This window comes from Streptomyces sp. NPDC037288 (assembly GCF_055603265.1).
On sequence record NZ_JBVJVY010000001.1, the window covers coordinates 249,100 to 267,342 of the forward strand.

The following is an 18,243-nucleotide window of genomic DNA, read 5'->3' on the forward strand; positions in this document are numbered from 1 at the left end:
GGGCCGCGACGCGACCGTCCTGCGCCGCGAGGATGCCGGGGATCGCGAGCACGATCGCGAGGCAGCACACGCCGATCGAGCCGCCCAGCGCCATGAGCGCGAAGCGGGCCCGGTTTCCGCGTCCACTACCCAGCAACAGCCGCAGCCCCAAGCCGAGTTCCTTCACCGGGCCGACCGTCCCTGCAGTGTGAGGACGCCGTCGACCATGGTGTATCTGGTGTCGGCTCGGGCAGCGACATCGGTGTCGTGTGTGACGAGCACGACGGCCGCCCGCTGGGAACGGGCCAGTGTGAGGAACTCCTGCAGCACCGCTTGCGCGTTGGCACTGTCGAGTGAACCGGTCGGCTCGTCGGCGAAGACAACTGCTGGCTGGTGCACGAGCGCACGTGCCACGGCGATCCGCTGGCTCTGTCCCCCCGACACCTGCGAAGGGCGGCGGTCCCGCAGTTCTTCGAGACCCAGCCGGCCGAGCACGTCCCGGGCGGCAGCGAACGCCTCCGCCTTGCGGCGCCCGGCCAGCCGGAGCGGCAGCGCCGCGTTCTCCTCCACGGTCAGTTCGGGCAGAAGCTCGCCGTACTGGAAGACGAAGCCGAACCGGTCGCGCCGCAGCGAGCTCAGTTCACCATCGCTGAGCTCGCCCAACACACGCCCTTCGAAAAGGACTTCGCCGTGACTGACAGGCAGGACACCGGCGAGGCAGTAAAGGAGGGAGGACTTCCCCGACCCACTGGGACCGGTGACGGCGGCGATCTCGCCGCGCCGGAGCGTGACGTTCGCTCCCTTCACGGCCTGCGACGAGCCGTAGGAGAGATGGACTCCCTGTGCAGCAAGGACTTCGGACATCGTGAATCCACTCAGCCGTTGTGACCCATGAAGTGCAGTTCATGAGAGCAGTTGTCCGGCCGGAGCGTTCCCCTGTCGAGGCAGACGCGAAGATACGCGTCATTCGTGTACCGCTGGGCACCGTCCCAGTTGGAGTGGTGCAGGTACACCCTCTGGCCCTGCTTGCCGTAGTAGCGGGTCCAGTCATGGCCTTCGACTCGGACTTGCACATATCCGTTGTGACCGTCGCTGGGAGCAACGTCGTTCAGATATCCGGTCCACTCGAAGAACCGTGGTTCCGCACCGCCGGGTTGAACCGGTAGTGGCCTCCCTCGAGAGCCACGCTCCTCTTCACCGCCAGATCGGGCAGCCGCTGCCACGACGACGCAAACGCCGTCCCCGCCCCCGCGAAGAAGACCCCCGCCGCCACCAGGCCCACTACTGCCCTGTTCATACGCCACCTCTCCTGTGTCCCCGACAGCCCACCTGCAGCCGGAGTTACAGAAAGTAGCGTCGCGATCACGTGCCGAATCCTTACGTCCCCGTCCGACCACCACATCAGGTGATCCAAAACAGGACACCGGCCGAAACAAGCCACGCATCGCGTGCCCGCAGGCCCCGCCCGGCGGGCGACAGGGATGCGGAGCGGGAGCAGGAAGACGCGACCCACACCGACCGCAGCCGAGGTCGCCAAGCGCGGGCCCGCTCTCGGCATCGTGGCATCTTCGGCACCCAGCACCCGAGCGCGAAGTGCCTGCCGCCGGACATCAGCGCCTGGGCACGTGCTGCGTACGGGGGCGTCCGTGTAGGTTCACGCGGCAGGTCAGCCGGGGGCGCGTACGGGTCGGGATCGGGTGATGCTTGACGTCTGGCCTAGACGATCTTCCGGCGGTTGTGTTCGCCGGACTTGCGGACCGCCACCTCCTTCCTGGTCACGCGGCGGAGAGTGGTGATCAGTTCTCGGCCGTGGAGGATGCGGATCATGTCTTCGCTCAGGTGGGCGGTGACGACACCGCACCTGGAGGGCACAACGGCTTCGGACCGGTCCAACGGCAACCAACGCCAACAAGCACCACATTGCCTGGTCAGCGACGTAGCTTGACACTCGCCGCAGACGATGCACGGAGAGGCGGCACCCCCGCACAGGGTGCCGCCTCTCCTTCGTGCGCCGGAGCCGCCGCCGATCGGTGAGGGTCGGGGACCAGCGGCGGCTCCGGGGTCAAGTGGCCCGGAGGGCCTAGCGGTGGTCGCTGCCCGCCGAGTTCGTCGCCGCGCGGCCCGCCTCCAGGCGGGCGACCGGGATACGGAACGGGGAGCAGGAGACGTAGTCCAGGCCGACCTCGTGGAAGAAGTGGACGGACTCGGGGTCACCGCCGTGCTCGCCGCAGACGCCGAGCTTCAGGTCGGGGCGGGTGCGGCGGCCCGCCTCCGCCGCCGACTTCACCAGGGAACCCACGCCGTCCTTGTCGATCGTCTCGAAGGGGGAGACGCCGAAGATTCCCTTTTCCAGGTACGCCGTGAAGAAGGACGCCTCGACGTCGTCCCGGCTGAAGCCCCACACCGTCTGCGTCAGGTCGTTCGTGCCGAAGGAGAAGAACTCCGCCGCCTCGGCGATCTGGCCGGCCGTCAGGGCCGCCCGCGGGAGTTCGATCATCGTGCCGATGGCGAGCTTGAGCTGCGTGCCCGTCGCCGCCTCGACCTCCGCGATGACCTTGTCGGCCTCATCGCGGACGATCTCCAGCTCCTGGACCGTACCGACGAGCGGGATCATGATCTCCGCGCGCGGGTCGCCCTTCGCCGACTTGCGGGACGCGGCGGCCTCGGCGATCGCGCGGACCTGCATCGTGAACAGGCCGGGGATGACGAGACCCAGGCGTACACCGCGCAGACCCAGCATCGGGTTCTGCTCGTGCAGACGGTGCACCGCCTGGAGCAGGCGCAGCTCGTTCTCGTGCGGCTCCTGGCGGGACTCGGCCAGGGCCACGCGGACCGAGAGTTCCGTGATGTCGGGGAGGAACTCGTGCAGCGGGGGGTCGAGGAGACGGACCGTCACCGGAAGGCCGTCCATCGCCTCGAACAGTTCGACGAAGTCCTTCTTCTGCAGCGGCAGCAGCTCCCGCAGGGCCGCCTCGCGCTCCTCCTCGGTGTCGGCGAGGATCAGCTTCTCGACCATCTCGCGGCGCTCGCCGAGGAACATGTGCTCCGTGCGGCACAGGCCGATGCCCTGGGCGCCGAAGCGGCGGGCGCGCAGGGCGTCTTCCGCGTTGTCGGCGTTGGCGCGCACCCGCAGGCGGCGCTTGCGGTCGGCGAAGGCCATCATGCGGTGGACCGCCTCGACCAGCTCGTCAGCGTCGTCGGCACCGGGATGCATGCGGCCCTCGAAGTACTCCACGACCGGGGACGGGACGACCGGGACCTCGCCCAGGTAGACCTTGCCGGACGAGCCGTCGATGGAGATCAGGTCGCCCTCTTCCACGACGTGGCCGCCGGGGACGGTCATCCTGCGGCGCTTGGTGTCGACCTCCAGCTCCTCGGCGCCGCAGACACAGGTCTTGCCCATGCCGCGCGCGACCACGGCCGCGTGGGACGTCTTGCCGCCGCGCGAGGTGAGGATGCCCTCCGCCGCGATCATGCCGTCCAGGTCGTCCGGGTTCGTCTCACGGCGGACCAGGATGACCTTCTCGCCCGAGCGAGACCACTTGACGGCGGTGTAGGAGTCGAAGACCGCCCTGCCCACCGCGGCGCCAGGGGATGCGGCGATGCCGCGCGCGACCTTGTCGACCTTCGCCTGCTCGTCGAAGCGCGGGAACATCAGCTGGGCCAGCTGGGCGCCGGTGACGCGCTGGAGCGCCTCCGTCTCGTCGATCAGGCCCTGGTCGACCAGCTGGGTCGCGATGCGGAAGGCCGCGCCCGCCGTGCGCTTGCCGACGCGGGTCTGGAGCATCCAGAGCTGACCGCGCTCGATGGTGAACTCGATGTCGCAGAGATCCTTGTAGTGGTTCTCCAGGGTCTCCATGATCTGCATGAGCTGGTCGTACGACTTCTTGTCGATCGACTCCAGCTCCGCGAGCGGGACGGTGTTGCGGATGCCCGCGACCACGTCCTCGCCCTGGGCGTTCTGCAGGTAGTCGCCGTAGACGCCCTGGTGGCCGGAGGCGGGGTCACGGGTGAAGGCCACGCCGGTGCCGGAGTCCGGGCCCAGGTTGCCGAAGACCATCGAGCAGACGTTGACGGCGGTACCGAGGTCGTGCGGGATGCGCTCCTGGCGGCGGTAGAGCTTGGCGCGGTCGCCGTTCCACGAGTCGAAGACCGCCTTGATGGCGAGGTCCATCTGCTCGCGCGGGTCCTGCGGGAAGTCCCGGCCCGCCTCCTTCTTGACGATCTTCTTGAAGGTGGTGACCAGCTTCTTCAGGTCGGCGGCCTCCAGGTCGGTGTCGACCGTGACCTTCTTGGCCTCCTTCGCCTTGTCGAGGGCCTCCTCGAAGAGGTCGCCGTCGACGCCGAGGACGGTCTTGCCGAACATCTGGATCAGGCGGCGGTAGGAGTCCCAGGCGAAGCGGTCGTCGCCGGCCTGCTTGGCCAGGCCCTGCACCGACTTGTCGGAGAGGCCGATGTTCAGGACCGTGTCCATCATGCCGGGCATGGAGAACTTGGCGCCCGAGCGGACCGAGACCAGCAGGGGGTTGTCGGGCTGGCCGAGCTTCTTGCCCATGCGGGACTCGAGGGCGTCGAGGTGCGCACTCACCTCGTCACGCAGTGCCGCGGGCTCCGCACCGCTCTCCAGGTAGACCTTGCAGGCCTCGGTGGTGATGGTGAAGCCGGGAGGGACCGGCAGACCGAGGTTGGTCATCTCGGCGAGGTTGGCGCCCTTGCCGCCGAGGAGGTCCTTGAGGTCCTTGTTGCCCTCGGTGAAGTCGTAAACGAACTTCACTACGTGGGGTTCTTTGTTTTCCGACACGGGTCTCGACTCCTTGAGGCCACGGTGGCTGCCCTGACGGCCAGGAACATACCCAGATCGAAGGCGCATGGGTACGTCCACTTGCGCGTCATACGCCTGTAACCACTCGTCCGCCAGCGGATCGAAAGTCAAAGCTTGGCAAGCCGAGACAGGCGCATGTTTTCACTTCTTGAACGCATACACCTCCCAAGAGCGGCTTTTCCGCTCAGATGAGCGGCCCTCGGCACGCCTGATTTCGGTCGATGAACGATCGGCGGGTGGCACCGAGTGCCACCCTTTGGAGAAGTGCAGTCGCCCAAGATCCGCTCATCTGAGCGCAACCCTTATCAAGGGTGGCGAGAATCACGCTGCCACAGTGCGCCGCATTTCACCATGCGGACGCTGGTCAGGGCGAAAAAACCGACGTCACACGCCCAGCGCCAGCAGCCGCTCCTCGACCCGCTCCGGCGCGTAGAGGTGTTCCACGACCAGCGCACCCGCTCCGATGAGCGCCGCCCGCTCCCCCAGCCGGGAGGTGACGACGTCGAGGTGGGCCGTGGAGCGCGGCAGCGCCCGCTGGTAGAGCAGCTCGCGCACCCCGGTGAGGAAGGGGGTCCCGGCCAGATCGCCCGCGATCATCAGCACGCCCGGGTTGAGCAGGGTGACGACGGTGGCCAGGACGTCCCCGACCTGCCGGCCCGCCTCCCGGGCCAGCGCCGCCGCCCCCGGGTGCCCGGCGGCCAGCAGGTCCCGTACGTCCGCGCCGGAGGCGGCCGGCACCCCGCTGTCCGCCAGCCGCCGGGCCACGGCACCCCCGCTCGCGACGGCGGCGAGACAGCCGTACGAACCGCAGCGGCACAGCGCGTCCGTGCCGACCCGGATGTGCCCGATGTCGCCCGCGCCGCCGTCGATCCCCCGGTAGATCGCGCCGTCCACGACCACCCCGGCGCCGATGCCCGTGGACACCTTGACCAGTACGAAGGCCGCGCAGTCGGGGTGCCCGGCGCGTTGTTCGCCGTAGGCCATCAGGTTGGCGTCGTTGTCCACGAGGACGGGGACCGGGCCGGTTCCGGTGTGCTCGGTGAAGGCGCGGGAGAGGCGGCCGCGTATGTCGTAGCCGTCCCAGCCCGGCATCATCGGCGGCTGCACCACCCGGCCGGTCCCGCTGTCCACCGGGCCGGGAACGGCGAGTCCGATGCCGCAGACGTCCGCCGCCGCATGGCCCGCCTTCTCCAGCAACTCGGCGAACCGGTAGCCGAGTTCACCGAGCACGGCCTCCGGTCCTTCCTCGACGACCAGGGTCCCCGAGTGTTCGGCGAGGATGTCGCCGGTCAGCGTGAGGACGGCCACGCGGGCGTGCCGGGTGTCCAGGTCACCGGAGAGGACGACGGCATGGGAGCCGTCGAACTCCAGGGTGATGGAGGGGCGGCCGCCGAGCGGCGAGCCGACCGGGCCGCCGGCGCCCTCGCGCAGCCAGCCGGCCCGGAACAGCCGGTCCAGGCGCTGGCCGACGGTCGCGCGGGACAGTCCGGTCGCCTGCTGGAGAGCACCGCGTGTCACGGCCCGCCCGGTGCGCACCAGTTCGAGCAGTTCTCCTGCGCCGGCCTGGCCGCCGGCTCTGACGGTCCTTCCCGGACGTCCGGTCATGCGCACCCCCTTGTGTTTCCCAAGTCTGCATTACATAGTGAGTTTTGCGTGTTAAATAGACGTAACTCTACGGTCGTTGCCACCGAACCCGGCCGGGCCGGCCGGGTGTCTTCGTCTTCGGGGAGCCCCGAGTGGATCGCAGCACGCAGCTCACCGCCCGTCCCACGGAGTACGAGAGCGCATACGGCCCCCCGGCCCCCGGCACGTCGCTGCGCGTCGCGGCGGCCCGGGTGCTCGACGCGAACTGGACGGGCCGCTCCACGGTCCCCTCCCGGAACCTGTATCCGCACCAGTGGTCCTGGGACAGCGCATTCATCGCGATCGGACTCCGGCACCTCGCACCGCTGCGGGCCCAGACCGAGCTGGAGACGCTGCTCGCCGCCCAGTGGGCCGACGGGCGCGTCCCGCACATCGTGTTCAATCCCTCCGTACCGCTCGACGCCTACTTCCCCAGCCCCGACTTCTGGCGCTCCGTCACCGCCGGCCGCACGGCCGGCGCCCCGCGCACCGTACAGACGTCGGGCATCGTGCAGCCACCGGTGCACGCGCTGGCGGCCTGGCTGGTGCACCGCGCCGACCCCGGTCTGTCCCGGGCGCGCGGCTTCCTGGCCCGGGTCTACCCGCGCCTGGCCGCCTGGCACCGCTATCTGCTGCACCGGCGGGACCTGGGCGGCGCGGGGCTGGTGTCGGTCGTCCACCCGTGGGAGCAGGGCATGGACAACAGCCCCTGCTGGGACGCCCCGCTCGCCCGGGTCACGCCCGCCCCGGCCCGCTCCTTCCGGCGCGCCGACCTCGACCACGGCGCGCCCGAGGACCGGCCGACGGATCTGGACTACGGACGGTACGTGCGGCTGGCCGCCGACTACCGGGACGCGGGGTACGCCGATCGCGGCGGGGAGTTCACCGTCGAGGACCCCGCTTTCAACGCCCTGCTCATCGCCTCCGAACACGCGCTGGCCCGGATCGCCGAGGAGCTGGGCGCGGCCGGCACCGCCCGGCACGCGCGCGCCGAACGGCTGACGGCGGCGCTGGTGGAGCGGCTGTGGGACCCGGCGGAGGGCATGTTCCTGTGCCGGGACCTGCGGGCCGCCGCGCGGGACGGGAGCCCGGTCCGCGCGGGAGCCGGCCCGGGCGACGGCCCGGGGCCGGCCCGGCGGCCACACGGCCCCGGACCGGCCCCGGAAGCACACGGCCCCCGACCGGCCCCACAAGCACACGGCCCCGGACCGGCCTCCGCACCGGGCACCTTCGGTCTGATCCGCGAGCGGAGTGTCTCCGGTCTGGTGCCGCTCCTCCTCCCCGGCCTGCCGCGCGAGATCGCCGCCGCGCTCGTCCGCACCCTGTGCGGACCGCACTTCGGGCTCGGCGACCGCACCCGGCTCGTGCCCAGCTACGACCTCCTCGGCGAGGCCTTCGACCCGCACCGGTACTGGCGCGGCCCGGCCTGGTTCAACACGAGCTGGCTGCTGGAGCGGGGCCTGCGCGTGCACGGCGAGCGGGAGCGGGCCGACGCCCTGCGCGCGGCCGTGCTGCACCTCGCCGAAGCCACCGGTTTCGCGGAGTACGTCGACCCCCGCACCGGTGAGGCCTGCGGTGCGACCGGCTTCGGCTGGACCGCCGCGCTCGCCCTCGACCTGCACCACGAGCTGCACCAAGAGCTTCTCAAGGGCGCCCGCGAGGGCGTGTCCAAGCCGGCCACCGGCACGTTCGACAGAAAAGACGAAGGAGGCGACCGGGGATGACGGACCGGCATCATCTGCTCGTGCACGGGACGACGTTCGCCGCCGTGGGCGACCGGGGCGACATCAGCGGGGTCCGGGGCAGCGGCTCCCCGGACGGCTTGTTCGTACGGGACGCCCGGCACCTCAGCCGCTGGCAGCTCACCGTCGACGGCGCCGTGCCCGAGGTGCTCACCCCGGTCGCCGACGCCGACGCGGCCCGCTGTGTGCTGGTCCCGCGCGGCGGCCGGCAGGAACCCCCCGCGCACACGCTCTTCCGCCGGCAGGCCGTGGGCGACAGCTCCTTCGTCGAATCGCTCCGGGTGACCAGCAACCGTCCGGTGCCGACGACGGTCCGCCTCGCCATCACCGCCGACGCCGACTTCACCGACCAGTTCGAGCTGCGCTCCGACCACCGCACCTACGCCAAGGCGGGCGCCGTACGCTCCCGCGAAGTCCTCGACGACGGCATCGAGTTCACGTACCGCCGCGCCGAATGGCGGTCCTGTACGACCATCACGGCCGACCCCGCCCCCGACGCCGTGGAGGAGACCGGCACCGGCGCCCGCCGCCTGGTGTGGACCCTCGCCCTGGCGCCGCACGGCACGGCCGAGCTGGTGCTGCGCGTCATCGCCCGGCCGCACGGTGAGCGGCGCGCCCTGCGCGTGCCCCGCGATCCCGCGGCTGTGAACGAACAACTCCGCAGTGCGGAAGCGGAGTTCATGGAGGGTGTGGCCTTCCCCACCGGCTGGCCGGAGCTGGCGGAGGCCTGCGCGCGGGGCCTCGCCGACCTGGCCGCGCTCCAGGTGCCGGCCACCGGACCGGACGGCGAGGAACTGCGCGTCCCGTCCGGCGGCGCCCCCTGGTTCCTCGCCCTCCTCGGCCGGGACGCCCTGCTCACCTCCCTGTTCGCGCTGCCGTACCGCCCGGAACTGGCCGCCGCCACGCTGCCCGCCCTCGCCGCGACCCAGGCGACCGGCGCCGGCCTGTCCCCGGTCGCCCAGCCCGGCAAGATCGTCCACGAGGTACGGCACGGCGAGCTGGCGCACTTCGGGCAGGTGCCGTTCCGGCGGTACTACGGCTCGGTCGACGCGACCCCGCTGTTCCTGGTCCTGCTCGGCGCGTACACCGAGCAGACCGGGGACACCGGACCGGCCCGCCGGCTGGAGCCCCACGCCCGGGCCGCCATCGGCTGGATGCTCGACCACGGCGGCCTGACCTCGCGCGGCTACCTCGTCTACCGCGCCGACGAGGGCGGCCTCGCCAACCAGAACTGGAAGGACTCCCCCGGCGCGATCTGCTGCGCCGACGGCAGCCGGCCCACCGGCGCCGTGATGGCGGCGGGCGCGCAGGGCTACGCGTACGACGCGCTGCGCCGCGGGGCGTGGCTGGCGCGCTCGGCGTGGGGCGACGAGACGTACGCGGCCCTGCTGGAGCAGGCGGCGGCCGATCTCCGGGACCGTTTCCAGCGGGACTTCTGGATGGAGGAGCACTCCTTCCCGGCGCTCGCGCTGGACGGGGAGGGCCACCAGATCGACGCGCTGGCCTCCGACGCCGGGCATCTGCTGTGGTCCGGGCTGCTGGACAAGGAGTACGGCGAGGTGGTGGGCCGACGGCTGCTGGAGCCGGACTTCTTCTCCGGGTGGGGGGTGCGGACGCTGGCCGCGGGGCAGGCGGCGTACCACCCGCTGTCGTATCACCGGGGCTCTGTGTGGCCCCATGACAACGCGTTGATCACGTTGGGGCTTGCGCGGTACGGGCTGCACGACGAGGCCCGGGCGGTGGCGCATGCGCTGGTGGATGCGGCGGCGGTGGCGGGGTACCGGTTGCCGGAGGTGCTGGCGGGGTACGGCCGGGACACGCATCCGGAGCCGGTGCCGTATCCGCATGCGTGTGTGCGGGAGAGCCGGTCGGCTGCGGCACCGCTTGCTCTGTTGACGGCGGTGGGCGGGGTCTAGGGCCGTCGGGGTGTCGTCGGGGGGCGCTATTTGCCCGGTGTTTGCTTAGTGCCCTGAACAGGGGCCGGGGAGTCGCCGTACGGGAGGGCGGATCGGTCTCGCAGGGAAGGACGCCGGGTTGTCTCAGGACGTGAGCACGCGCGAATCAGCCGTAGCGGAAGGCGAAGAGGGCGGGCCGGAGCACTCCCCGGCCCCCCTGCCCGGCCCCCGGCCCCTCCGGCGCCCCTGGACCGCCCTGTCGGCGCGCGTTCGGCGGTGGCGCGAGGCTCATCCCACGGCCACCCGAGCCGTGTCCGTCACCGTGACCGTGCTCGCCGCCGCGCTCGTCGTCGCCGCGCTCGTGATGCCGGACTCGGTTGTGCGGCTGGGGCCCGGGAAGTTCTTCCGTCTACCGGCCGAAGCCGTCATCGGCGCGGCGGTGATGCTCGCGCTGCCGCGCCGGCCACGGGTGGTGCTGGCTGCCGTGTCCGGCGTGGCGCTGGCCGCGATGACGGTGCTGAACGCGCTCGACATGGGCTTCAACCAGTACCTCGGCCGCCCCTTCAACGTGATCCTCGACTGGAGCCTGTTCGGTGACGCGGAGTCGTATCTGGAGGACTCCCTGGGCCGTACGGAGACCCTCGCCGCCGTGGCCGGTGTGATCGCGGCGGTCCTGCTGCTGTGCGTGCTGCTGGCGCTGGCCATGGTCCGGCTGAGCAACCTGCTCGCCCGGCACCCCGGTGTCGCGACCCGGGGCACGCTGGTCGCGGGCGTCGTCTGGATCACCTGCACCTCGCTCGGCCTGCAGGTCTCCGGCGTGCCGGTCGCCTCCGACACCACCGCCACGGCGCTGAAGACCCAGGCCCGGCGCATCTCCGACACCCTCAAGGACGAGGCGGAGTTCCGGAAGGTGGCCAGGGTCGACGCCTTCGGCAACACCCCGGGCAGCCAGCTGGTCCCGGATCTGCGCGGCAAGGACATGGTCTTCACGTTCATCGAGAGTTACGGCCGCAGCGCGATCGAGGACCCGATCATGGCGCCCGGTGTGGACGGCACGCTCGACGCCCGCACCAAGGCGCTGGCCAAGGCCGGGTTCCATGCCAAGAGCGGCTGGCTGACCTCGGCGACCTACGGCGGCAGCAGCTGGCTCGGTCACTCCACCACCATGTCCGGCCTGTGGATCAGCAACCAGCAGCGCTACCGCACGGTCATGGCCAGCGACCACCTCAGCCTCACCGAGGCGTTCAAGAAGACCGGCGCGTTCGACACGGTCGGGGTCATGCCGGGTGTCCAGAAGGCGTGGCCGGAGCAGAAGTGGTACGGCCTCGACAAGGTCTACAACGCCTTCGAACTCGGCTACAAGGGACCGAAGTTCAGCTGGTCCACCATGCCCGACCAGTACGCGCTGCAGCAGTACCAGGACCGGGTGCACAGCAGGAAACCCGCCGACGGCAAGGCGCGCATGTCCCTGCTGATCCTCACCTCCAGCCATCAGCCCTGGGCGCCGATCCCGAAGATGGTCGGCTGGGACCAGCTGGGCGACGGCTCGGTCTTCAAGGGCATCCAGGCCACGGGCAACAAGCCGGCCGACGTCATAGCGGACACCACCAAGTCCCGCCAGGAGTACGGCAAGTCGATCCAGTACTCGGTGACCGCGCTGACCCAGTGGCTGGAGCGCTACGGCTCCAAGGACACGGTGCTGGTCTTCCTCGGCGACCACCAGCCGATCGCCCGGGTCAGCGGCAACCACGCCAGCCGTGACGTGCCGGTCTCGATCGTCGCCAAGGACCCGAAGGTGCTGGACAAGCTCGCCGGGTGGGGGTGGACGGACGGCCTGCGCCCGGCCCACAACGCCCCGGTCTGGAAGATGAGCGCGTTCCGCGACCGCTTCCTGACGGCATACGGCTCGACCCCGCACCCGAAGAAGGGCTGATCAGCCGCCGGAGGTGTCCAGCTCCGCGTCCTCGCTCACGCCCGCGCAGTCGTACGGGTCCTTCAGCCAGCCGTCCGGCAGCACCACCCGGTTGTTGCCGGACGTACGGCCGCGGGGCCCGTCCGCGCCGGACGGCCACGGCTGGTCGAGGTCCAGCTCGTCCAGCCCCGCCCGCAGCTCCGCCAGCGAGGACGTGATCGCGAGCCGCTTGCGCATCTCCGAGCCGACCGCGAAGCCCTTCAGGTACCAGGCGACGTGCTTGCGGAAGTCGACGACGCCCTTGGACTCGTCGCCGATCCACTCGCCGAGGAGGGTGGCGTGCCGGACCATGACGTCGGCCACCTCGCGCAGGGCCGGGCGTGCGAAGGACGTACGCCCCTCGAAGGCCGCCACGAGGTCCGCGAACAGCCACGGCCGCCCCAGGCACCCGCGCCCGACGACCACCCCGTCGCACCCGGTCTCGCGGACCATCCGCAGGGCGTCCTCGGCCGACCAGATGTCGCCGTTGCCGAGCACCGGAATCTCCGGCACATGCTCCTTCAGCCGGGCGATCGCCTCCCAGTCGGCGGTGCCGCCGTAGTGCTGGGCGGCCGTACGACCGTGCAGCGCGATCGCCGTGACGCCCTCCTCGACGGCGATACGGCCGGCGTCGAGGTAGGTGATGTGAGCGTCGTCGATGCCCTTGCGCATCTTCATCGTCACCGGCAGGTCACCGGCGCCGGAGACGGCCTCGCGCAGGATCGCCCGCAGCAGGTTCCGCTTGTACGGGAGGGCCGAGCCGCCGCCCTTCCTGGTGACCTTCGGGACCGGGCAGCCGAAGTTCAGGTCGATGTGGTCGGCGAGGTCCTCCTCCGCGATCATGCGGACGGCCTTGCCGACCGTCGCCGGGTCGACCCCGTACAGCTGGATCGAGCGCGGCTGCTCGCTCGCGTCGAACCTGATCAGCTGCATGGTCTTCTCGTTGCGCTCGACCAGCGCCCGGGTCGTGATCATCTCGCTCACGAACAGGCCCTTGCCGCCGCTGAACTCCCGGCACAGGGTGCGGAAGGGCGCGTTGGTGATCCCCGCCATGGGTGCGAGCACGACGGGCGGTACGACGGCGTGCGGGCCGATGGAGAGCGGGTGGGTCATCGTCAGGGCTCCGGGACGGATCTACGGCACAGGGGCGAACCCCCATTGTCCCTCACGCGTCCGCCAGCTCCGCCAGCCGCTCCAGCCGCTGCTCGGTCTCCTCGTCGGCGGGGATGTACGCGATCACCCGGTGGGCCGGTGACTGCGGGGCCAGCCACATGGTGCGGTGCTCCAGGCGGACCAGGCCGACCACCGGGTGCCGGTACCGCTTGACGTGCGGGGACAGCGGCGCGACCTCGTGCCGTTCCCACAGCGCGCGGAACTCCTCGGAGGCCGCCAGCAGCCGGTCCCGGTGCTCCTTCCACACGGGCTCGGCCACGTGCTCCGCCATGGCCACCCGGTACTTGGCGATCAGGTCGCGCAGCATCTCGTCCCGGTCGAGGAAGTCCCGCTTCCAGCGCTCGCTGGTGGTCAGCAGCCACAGACAGTTCCGGTCGGCCACGGGCAGCTCGGCGAGGTCGCCGAAGAGCTGGGCGAAGGGGCGGTTGGCGGCGAGGACGTCGTAGCGGGCGTTCTGCAGGGAGGCGGGGTAGGGCGCGAGCCGTTCGACGACCTTCCGCGCGGATGCGGGGACGACCGGGCACTCGGGGTCGATGCGCGGGTCCGCGGTCCCGGCGAGGGCGAAGAGGTGGGCGCGCTCGGTCGGGTCCATGAGCAGGGCGCGGGCGACGGCGTCCAGTACCTGCGCGGAGACATGGGTGGCGCGGGCCTGCTCGATCCACGTGTACCAGGTGACGCCGACGGCGGAGAGCTGGGCGACCTCCTCGCGGCGCAGGCCGGGGGTGCGCCTGCGCGGGCCGCGCGGCAGGCCGACCTGCTCCGGGGTGACGCGCTCGCGGCGGCTGCGCAGGAAGGCGGCCAGTTCCCGGCGCCGGATGTGCTGCGCCCTGGGCTGTTCCGTGCGGTGTTCCGGCGCTGCGATGGTCATGCGCCAAGGGTGCCGTCCCGTCGTACCCGGATTCCAGTTGGTGCCGGTACCTGGATGACCACCGCCTGGTACCCGGCTGGGAGCTGCCGGAGAGTCGGGGCGTGACCATGACGACGACCTCTCTGCGGACGGCAGCCCCGCCCCGCGGCCTCACTGCCCTCGGCCTCCTCACGCTCCTTCTCGGGACCGCGCTGCCGATGATCGACTTCTTCGTCGTCAACGTCGCCCTGCCGACGATCGAGGACGATCTGCACGCCCCGGCGGCCACGCTGGAGATGGTGGTGGCCGGTTACGCGGTGGCGTACGCCGTGCTGCTGGTCCTCGGCGGCCGGCTCGGCGACACCTACGGCCGGCGGCGGATGTTCCTGTGGGGCGTGGCCGCCTTCGGGCTGACCTCGCTGGCCTGCGGGCTCGCGCCGGACGCCTGGTGGCTGGTGGCGGCGCGGGCCGCGCAGGGCGCCGCGTCGGCGGCACTGCTGCCGCAGGTGCTGGCCACCATCCACGCGACGACGTCCGGTGAGCGGCGGGCCCGGGCGGTCGCCCTGTACGGCTCGGTCGGCGGGGTGTCCGTCGTGCTCGGGCAGGTGCTGGGCGGGGTGCTGGTCGCCGCGGATCCGGCGGGCACCGGCTGGCGCGCGGTGTTCCTGGTGAACGTGCCGGTGGCCGTCGCCGCCCTGGTCTGTGCGCTGCGGTCGGTACCGGACAGCCGGGCCGAGCGGCCCGCGCGCGGTGACCTCGCCGGTACGGCGCTCCTGGCGGCCGCGCTGATCGCGCTGCTGCTGCCGCTGACCGAGGGCCGGGCGGCGGGCTGGCCGCTGTGGTCGGTGCTGCTGCTGTGCGCGGCGCCGCTGCTCGCGGCGGGGTTCTACGGCGTGGAGCGGCACGGCGAGCGGGCCGGCGCCAGCCCGTTGCTGCCGCCGTCCCTGCTCACCGCCCCGGAGGTCCGCCGGGGCCTGCTGCTGGGGCTGCCGGTGTTCGTCGGCTTCGCCGGCTGGATGTTCGTGAGCGCGGTGACCCTGCAGCAGGGCCTGAGGTACGGGGCCCTGCGGGCGGGGCTGACGCTGGTGCCGATGGGGGTGGCGCAGTTCGCCGCGTCGATGCTGGCGCCGCGTGCCGCGCGGCGGTTCGGCGGGCGGACGGTGACGCTGGCCGCGGCGGTGCACATCGTGGGTCTGGTGACGGTGACGGCGACCGCGCTCCTGGGCCCCTGGCCCCGTCTGAGCCCGCTCGCGCTCTCCCCCGGCCTGGTGCTGTGCGGGCTGGGCCAGGGCCTGCAGCTGCCGCTCTACTACCGGATCCTGCTGGCGGCGATCCCGGCGCGGCTGGCGGGTGCGGGCAGTGGGCTCGCGGCCACGCTGCAGCAGTCGTGCCTGGCGGTCGGGGTGGCGACGCTCGGTTCGCTGTTCCTGTCCCTCGTTCCCGGTCTCGGCATGCGTCAGGCGCTGGCGGTGGTGCTGGCGGTGCAGGCGGCGGGATTGCTGGGGCTGGGGTGGCTTGGCCTGCGGCTGCCCCGGGTACTGGGATAGCCGCGGCCAGGAGTCCCCACGATGATCGTGTAGTGCGCATTAATTAGGCACACTATTAGTTAGACGCACTATCGACATAGGCGTACGATCGCATCCATGCCCGAGTTGACCCACCACCGCCGTCTGCTGGTGCTCGCGATCTGCTGTATGAGCCTGCTGATCGTGAGCCTGGACAACACCGTGCTGAACGTGGCACTGCCCTCCATGCAGCGCGACCTGCACGCCACCACCTCCGGCCTGCAGTGGACCCTGGACGCCTACACGCTGGTGCTCGCCTCGCTCCTGATGCTCGCGGGCTCGACGGCCGACCGCATCGGCCGCAAGCGGGTCTTCATGGCCGGTCTGGTGGTCTTCTCCGCCGGCTCACTGCTGTGCTCCCTCGCGCCGACCCTGACCCTGCTGGTGGTGTTCCGCATGGTGCAGGCGATCGGCGGCTCGATGCTCAACCCGGTCGCCATGTCGATCATCACCAACACCTTCACCGACGCCCGTGAGCGCGCCCGCGCGATCGGCGCGTGGGGTGCGGTGGTCGGCATCTCGATGGCGGCGGGCCCGCTGGTGGGCGGCCTCCTCGTCCAGTCGGTGGGCTGGCGCGCGATCTTCTGGGTCAACCTCCCGGTCGGTCTCGCCGCCCTCCTCCTCACCCTCCGCTTCGTCCCGGAGTCCCGCGCACCGAAGGCACGCCGCCCCGATCCGGTCGGCCAGCTGCTGGTCATCGCCCTGTTCGGCTCGCTGACGTACGCGATCATCGCGGCCCCGGACGCCGGCTGGACCGCGGTGGCTCCGTTCATGGCGATCGCCTTCGTGGCCCTCCTCGGCCTGCTCCGGTACGAGCCCCGGCGCCCCGAGCCCCTCATCGACCTGCGCTTCTTCCGCTCGGCTCCGTTCAGCGGCGCCACGGTGATCGCGGTCAGCGCGTTCGCGGCGCTGGGCGGCTTCCTGTTCCTGTCCACGCTCTACCTGCAGAACGTCCGCGACCTGGACGCCCTGCACGCGGGCCTGTGGATGCTGCCGATGGCCGCGCCGACGTTCCTGTGCGCGCCCCTGTCCGGCCGTCTGGTGGGCAGCCGCGGCCCGCGCCTGCCCCTCCTGGTGGCCGGTACGGCGATGACGGCGAGCTGCGTCCTCTTCGCGGCCTTCGAGGCGGAGACGTCCAACGCCACCCTCCTCGTCGGCTACGTCCTCTTCGGCATCGGCTTCGGCTTCGTGAACGCCCCGATCACCAACACGGCCGTCTCCGGCATGCCGCGCGCCCAGGCCGGGGTCGCCGCCGCGGTCGCCTCCACGAGCCGGCAGCTGGGCCAGACCCTCGGCGTCGCGGTGGTCGGCGCGGTCCTGGCCTCCGGTATCGGCACGTCGTCGTACAAGTCCGTGTTCGTCTCGGCGGCCCGCCCCGGCTGGTGGATCCTCACCGCCTGCGGCCTGGCCGTCCTCCTCCTCGGCCTCCTCACCAGCGGCCACTGGGCCCACCGCACCGCGGAACGCACAGCCGAGAAGCTGGAGTCGACGGAGATCCGCCAGCCGGTCGGAGCGTCCTGACGCGCCCGTCCGGGCGGGCGGTGTCGGCCGTGGGGTCCGCGTGCTCGACGGCGAACGCGCACGGCGCACGGGCCGGAACCCGGCAGAGGCCGGCCGGTGACACTGGCGCCGGCGGTAGGCCGTGCCGTCGACGGCGATGCGGCGGGCTCCTTGCGGGGCAGCGCCCCCCGCCTCCCCCTCTGCCTCTCAGACCCCGGCCGCGGTGCCGAGGGCGGCTCAGACCCCGGCCGCGGTGCCGAGGGCGATGTCGTACAGCCTCTCCAGCCTCTCGCGGGACTCCTCGTCGGCCGGGGAGTACGTCACCATGCGGGCGCCCAGTTCGGGGCCCAGCCACAGGTCCGTGTGCTCCAGCTTGAGGTGACCGACATGGGAGTTGAGGAACTCCTTGGTCTTGGAGCGGACGCCCATCACCTCGTAACGCTCCCAGTTCGCGCGGAACTTCGGGGACTCCTCCAGCCGTTTCAGCAGCATCTTCCAGGCCGGCTCGCCGAGGTGGCCGGCCAGGGACGCGCGCAGCCGGGCGGCCATCAGGCGCTGGGTCTCCTCCAGATGCACGACCGACGCCTGCCACTCCGTGTTCGTGTACACGAGGACCATGCAGTTGCGGTCCTCCGCCGGCAGCGCGTCCAGGTCGCACAGGAGGCGGCCGTAGGTGCGGTTGTAGGCGAGGATGTCGTACCGGCTGTTCTGGATGCAGGCCGGGATCGGCTCCAGCTGCCGCAGCATCTCGCGCAGCGCCGAAGTGACGCTCGGACAGCTCGCCGCGGGGGTCGGATCGGCGGCGCCGGCCAGCTGGAAGAGGTGGGCGCGTTCGCTGGCGTCCAGCATCAGGGTGCGGGCCAGGGCGTCCAGGACCTGCACCGAGACCTGGATGTCACGGGCCTGTTCGAGCCAGGTGTACCAGGTGACGCCGACCGCGGAGAGGTGCGCGACCTCCTCCCGTCGCAGGCCGGGGGTGCGGCGCCGGGCGCCGCGCGGCAGGCCCACTTGCTCGGGGGCGATGCGCTCGCGGCGGCTGCGCAGGAACGCGGCCAGCTCGTGCCGCCGGATCTCCGAGCCCCGGGTCGGCTGTGCGGTGGTCTCCCGGGCGGTGGCCGTCGTCGTCATGGCTCCAGGGTGCCCGCA

General features: G+C 71.7%; 13 protein-coding genes. 5 read left to right on the forward strand and 8 right to left on the reverse strand.

The genetic code is table 11. From position 1 onward, the window contains the following. Positions 1 to 162 precede the first annotated feature (162 nt). The 5 genes from ACZ7GZ_RS01220 to ACZ7GZ_RS01240 form a co-directional block, all read right to left on the reverse strand. Positions 163 to 843 (reverse strand): ABC transporter ATP-binding protein, encoded by a 681-nt coding sequence (locus ACZ7GZ_RS01220; protein WP_471019657.1) that lies wholly within the window; start codon positions 841 to 843, stop codon positions 163 to 165. 11 nt (positions 844 to 854) lie between these two features. After that, positions 855 to 1,052: a hypothetical protein gene (locus tag ACZ7GZ_RS01225; RefSeq protein ID WP_471019660.1), complete on the reverse strand. Its 198-nt coding sequence runs from the start codon at positions 1,050 to 1,052 to the stop codon at positions 855 to 857. A 35-nt stretch (positions 1,053 to 1,087) separates the two neighbouring features. Next, positions 1,088 to 1,345, reverse strand: a complete 258-nt coding sequence (locus tag ACZ7GZ_RS01230; RefSeq protein WP_471019663.1) for a hypothetical protein — start codon at positions 1,343 to 1,345, stop codon at positions 1,088 to 1,090. 714 nt (positions 1,346 to 2,059) lie between these two features. Next, positions 2,060 to 4,780 carry a pyruvate, phosphate dikinase gene (gene ppdK / locus ACZ7GZ_RS01235; RefSeq protein ID WP_471019666.1) on the reverse strand — a complete coding sequence of 907 codons (2,721 nt, stop codon included), beginning with the start codon at positions 4,778 to 4,780 and terminating at the stop codon, positions 2,060 to 2,062. A 405-nt stretch (positions 4,781 to 5,185) separates the two neighbouring features. Further along, a complete protein-coding gene (locus ACZ7GZ_RS01240; RefSeq protein ID WP_471019669.1) occupies positions 5,186 to 6,406 on the reverse strand; it encodes an ROK family protein in 1,221 nt (406 codons plus the stop codon). Positions 6,407 to 6,537: 131 nt separating this feature from the next. On the opposite strand from ACZ7GZ_RS01240, the gene ACZ7GZ_RS01245 reads away from it, so the two are divergent. The 3 genes from ACZ7GZ_RS01245 (at position 6,538) to ACZ7GZ_RS01255 (ending at position 11,994) form a co-directional block, all read left to right on the forward strand. Continuing rightward, positions 6,538 to 8,148, forward strand: coding sequence for an MGH1-like glycoside hydrolase domain-containing protein (locus tag ACZ7GZ_RS01245; RefSeq protein WP_471019671.1), 1,611 nt, complete (start codon positions 6,538 to 6,540; stop codon positions 8,146 to 8,148). Further along, positions 8,145 to 10,082, forward strand: a complete 1,938-nt coding sequence (locus ACZ7GZ_RS01250) for an amylo-alpha-1,6-glucosidase (protein ID WP_471019674.1) — start codon at positions 8,145 to 8,147, stop codon at positions 10,080 to 10,082. Before ACZ7GZ_RS01245 ends, ACZ7GZ_RS01250 begins: the two co-directional genes overlap by 4 nt. Before the next feature lie 343 nt (positions 10,083 to 10,425). Then, entirely contained in the window at positions 10,426 to 11,994 is a 1,569-nt protein-coding gene (locus tag ACZ7GZ_RS01255) for an alkaline phosphatase family protein (RefSeq protein ID WP_471020171.1), read from the forward strand. Here the strand turns inward: ACZ7GZ_RS01255 and dusB are convergent, their stop codons facing one another. Both dusB and ACZ7GZ_RS01265 read right to left on the reverse strand, forming a co-directional pair. Further along, the gene (dusB, locus tag ACZ7GZ_RS01260; RefSeq protein ID WP_471019677.1) at positions 11,995 to 13,125 is read right to left on the reverse strand and encodes a tRNA dihydrouridine synthase DusB; all 1,131 of its coding nucleotides are present in this window, start codon (positions 13,123 to 13,125) and stop codon (positions 11,995 to 11,997) included. A 52-nt stretch (positions 13,126 to 13,177) separates the two neighbouring features. Beyond that, complete coding sequence (locus tag ACZ7GZ_RS01265; protein ID WP_471019679.1) at positions 13,178 to 14,053, reverse strand: helix-turn-helix transcriptional regulator; 876 nt, start codon at positions 14,051 to 14,053, stop codon at positions 13,178 to 13,180. Positions 14,054 to 14,160: 107 nt separating this feature from the next. Here ACZ7GZ_RS01265 and ACZ7GZ_RS01270 point away from each other — a divergent pair, with 107 nt between their 5' ends. Both ACZ7GZ_RS01270 and ACZ7GZ_RS01275 read left to right on the forward strand, forming a co-directional pair. Further along, positions 14,161 to 15,579: an MFS transporter gene (locus tag ACZ7GZ_RS01270; protein WP_471019681.1), complete on the forward strand. Its 1,419-nt coding sequence runs from the start codon at positions 14,161 to 14,163 to the stop codon at positions 15,577 to 15,579. Positions 15,580 to 15,675: 96 nt separating this feature from the next. Beyond that, positions 15,676 to 17,118 (forward strand): MFS transporter, encoded by a 1,443-nt coding sequence (locus tag ACZ7GZ_RS01275; protein WP_471019682.1) that lies wholly within the window; start codon positions 15,676 to 15,678, stop codon positions 17,116 to 17,118. Between the two features lie 216 nt (positions 17,119 to 17,334). On the opposite strand, the gene ACZ7GZ_RS01280 is transcribed toward ACZ7GZ_RS01275, so the two are convergent. Then, positions 17,335 to 18,225: a helix-turn-helix transcriptional regulator gene (locus ACZ7GZ_RS01280; protein WP_471019685.1), complete on the reverse strand. Its 891-nt coding sequence runs from the start codon at positions 18,223 to 18,225 to the stop codon at positions 17,335 to 17,337. Positions 18,226 to 18,243: the final 18 nt, after the last annotated feature.